The sequence below is a fragment of the Marinobacter sp. genome, assembly GCF_033722195.1.
In the GTDB taxonomy this organism is placed as follows: domain Bacteria; phylum Pseudomonadota; class Gammaproteobacteria; order Pseudomonadales; family Oleiphilaceae; genus Marinobacter.
In genome coordinates, this window is the sequence record NZ_JAWVZL010000187.1 from 1 (window position 1) to 2,610 (window position 2,610).

Sequence of the window (2,610 nt, forward strand, 5' to 3'; positions counted from 1 at the left end):
GCCACCGTCTGTTGGGGTGCCGAACCGGTGACCTTGAGGCGGTCCACCTGCACCAGCTCCATCAGGGGATCGCCGGGCCGGATGTACTCCCCCAGTTCCACCAGGCGTCGGTTGATGATGCCCTCGAAGGGCGCCGCCGGTGCCAGGTGGCTGGCGATCAGTCGGGCTTCGGCAAGATCCGCCCGGGCTGCCGCCAGCTCACTCTCAAGCCTCAGTTTGTCGGTCCGGGAGGCCAGGTTGTCCGAGCGCAGACGCTCGATGGCGGCCATTTCCGCCTCCAGCTGGCGCACCCGGGCCTCCGCCTGAAGCATCCGGCCGGGCCGCTCGTCGGGGGAGATCCGGAGCAGAGGCTCACCCTCGTCCACCGGGCTGCCCTGGGCCAGGGGCAGGGATTCCACGGTACCGTCAGCGCGGGCCAGCACGGTCACCATGCGCCAGGGCTGAAGCTGCCCCTGAATCGACAGTGTGGGCTGGTAGATCTGGCTTTCCAGGACCTCCACCGCCACCAGGGGCGGCGCCTCCTGCTCGCTGGCAACGGCTTCCGGGGCTTGCTGCTCCGCCCTCTTGACGTCGCCGGACAGCATCCAGAGCACCAGCGCCACCACCAGCACAACAGCCAGCACGACCGGGCCCCAGTTTCTTGCAGTCAGTCGGGTCATGAACGGGGTTCCTTCTGGTCCTTTGATGAGGTACTGCGGGCCGTGGTGGCGGCCACCGCGGGCGCCCCCAGCAGGCCGGCAATCATGAAATCGGCAACGTGATCAAGGTACCGGGCCAGGTCGGGCATGTTGCAGCCGGCCCCGAAGCCACCGGCTGCCACCCGCGCCATGACCCCGTGAAAACCGGCCTCTATGCCCCAGTAGAGGGCTTCGGTCGAGACCGGCGCCATCTCGCCCCGGCTCACCGCCACCTCGATAAAGTGGTTGAACAGCTCGGTGTACTGCTGCTCAAGCTCGCCAAAATCGGCCCGGAGGCCGGCATCGAGCCGCTCCTGAAACTCCGGCCGCTCGCAGTGCAGGCTGAGCTGCACCTCAATGGGGTTGTCGCACATCAGGTCGAAGGCCTGGCGGATCACCTCCCGCATGGACACCAATGCCCTGTCACCGATCACCACCCGCCGGTACTGGCTCAGGCAACGGCGGGAAAATTCCAGCGCCAGGCGGGCGTAGATGGACTCCTTGGTGGCGAAGTGCTTGTACACCGTGCCCTTGCCAATGCCGGCGGCCTCCGCCACCTGGGCCACGGTGACCTGTTCCCAGCCCCGGTCCCGGAACAGCGCCAGGGCGGTATCAAGCAGAACCCGCTCACGCTGCTGGAAGGCTTCGTCCTGATATCCCATCTGTGTCCTGCCCCTGGCTGGTAATGACCGGCGGTCATGATATGACTGGCGGTCACAGAACACAACAGCCAAGCAGCGATGCGGGCTGCTTGCAGAGGGGGTTTGGGCGTACGGGCAATCTAGGGGATCGGGGAATGGTCCACGAAAATGAGCTCACCGGTATTGAAACCGAGGCGGTCGGCGCGCTCCAGGAAGTCCGCCCTCACCTGGTCGCTGACCTGCGGGGAGCGGGCCAGCAACCAGAGATAGTCCCGGCTCGGGCCGGACACAAAGGCGTATTCATAATTGGCCTTATCAAGACCGAAGATAACGTAAGCGCCGTAGAAGGGTCCGAAAAAGGACACCTTGAGGTAACCGGTCTGCTCGTCCTCGACGAAATAGGCCTTGCCGTCCGCGACCGACCACTCACCCTCTTCCTCGGAGTAGCCCCGATTGATCACGGCAATGCCGCCGTCCTCCCGCAGGCTGTAATCAGCGGTGACCCGGCTCAATCCCTCCTCGAAGGAGTGGTCCAGGCGGGCGATCTCGTACCAGGTGCCCAGGTAGCGGCTCTTGTCGAAACCGGTCACCGGCTGGATGCCTTCCGGTCGGCCGACACAGCCGGCCAGCAACAGGGCAATCAGTAGGGCGGGAATGATCGGATAAGGGCGTCGGGTCATGACCGGACTATAGAGAAAGCCGCCGCCGGAGCCAAGGCCCGGCGGCGTGGAGAAGAGCTCAGGCCCGGTTCAGGCCGAACGGGGCCGTTTTCCGGGTTTGGCGAAGGGGTTGTTGAAGCTGGTGTCCTCTCCCTGGAGCTCGGCCTCCGGGTGATTCTTCTTCATCAGCTCCTTGACCTTGGCCACGTGCTTCTTGGGCGAGTCCACCATGATCAGGTGTTTGCCGGCTTCGATGTCGTCGTGGAAGCTCTGGATCCGGTAGTTCTCCGCCTGGATACCACCGAAGCCGGCGAGCCAGCCTCCGGCGACCACCAGGAATACCGCCAGCGCAACCCAGGCGGAGGTGGGAATGCCGAAATCGGACAGCAGCATCAGCGGCACCAACAGGAGCGCGACAACGGCCAGCCCAACCATCATGCCCCGTTCCACATAGCGGACCAGGTCGGTGCGGTCCAGCACATTGGCGGTGTGGAGGTTGTGCTGGTAGAGCCCCGCCTCGTTCTTGCTGACCACATGGAAGCGCCAGTCGGTGACACCTTCCTCGTGCAGATCCCGGGAGATGTCCTCTGCGCTGTCGATGCTGGAAACCAGGTAGAACAGCCGTCTCATCGC

Annotated in this window: 4 protein-coding genes; all 4 read right to left on the reverse strand. The window is 64.8% G+C overall.

Features of this window, described 5'->3' with window-relative positions; translation table 11 throughout:
• Window positions 1–659 (reverse strand): efflux RND transporter periplasmic adaptor subunit (locus R3280_RS16615; RefSeq protein ID WP_318999720.1); only part of this gene is annotated, 659 nt, incomplete at its 3' end.
• Entirely contained in the window at window positions 656–1,339 is a 684-nt protein-coding gene (locus R3280_RS16620; protein WP_318999721.1) for a TetR/AcrR family transcriptional regulator, read from the reverse strand. The genes R3280_RS16620 and R3280_RS16615, both read right to left, overlap by 4 nt.
• Before the next feature lie 119 nt (window positions 1,340–1,458).
• Entirely contained in the window at window positions 1,459–1,998 is a 540-nt protein-coding gene (locus R3280_RS16625; protein ID WP_318999722.1) for a lipocalin family protein, read from the reverse strand.
• 69 nt (window positions 1,999–2,067) lie between these two features.
• The coding region (locus tag R3280_RS16630) for a hypothetical protein (RefSeq protein ID WP_318999723.1) at window positions 2,068–2,610 on the reverse strand (543 nt) is incomplete at its 5' end.

Coding starts and splice junctions, on each gene's coding strand:
- R3280_RS16620 (WP_318999721.1), bottom strand. CDS start 1,339: ATGGGATATCAGGACGAAGCCTTCCAGCAGCGTGAGCGGGTTCTGCTT.
- R3280_RS16625 (WP_318999722.1), bottom strand. CDS start 1,998: ATGACCCGACGCCCTTATCCGATCATTCCCGCCCTACTGATTGCCCTG.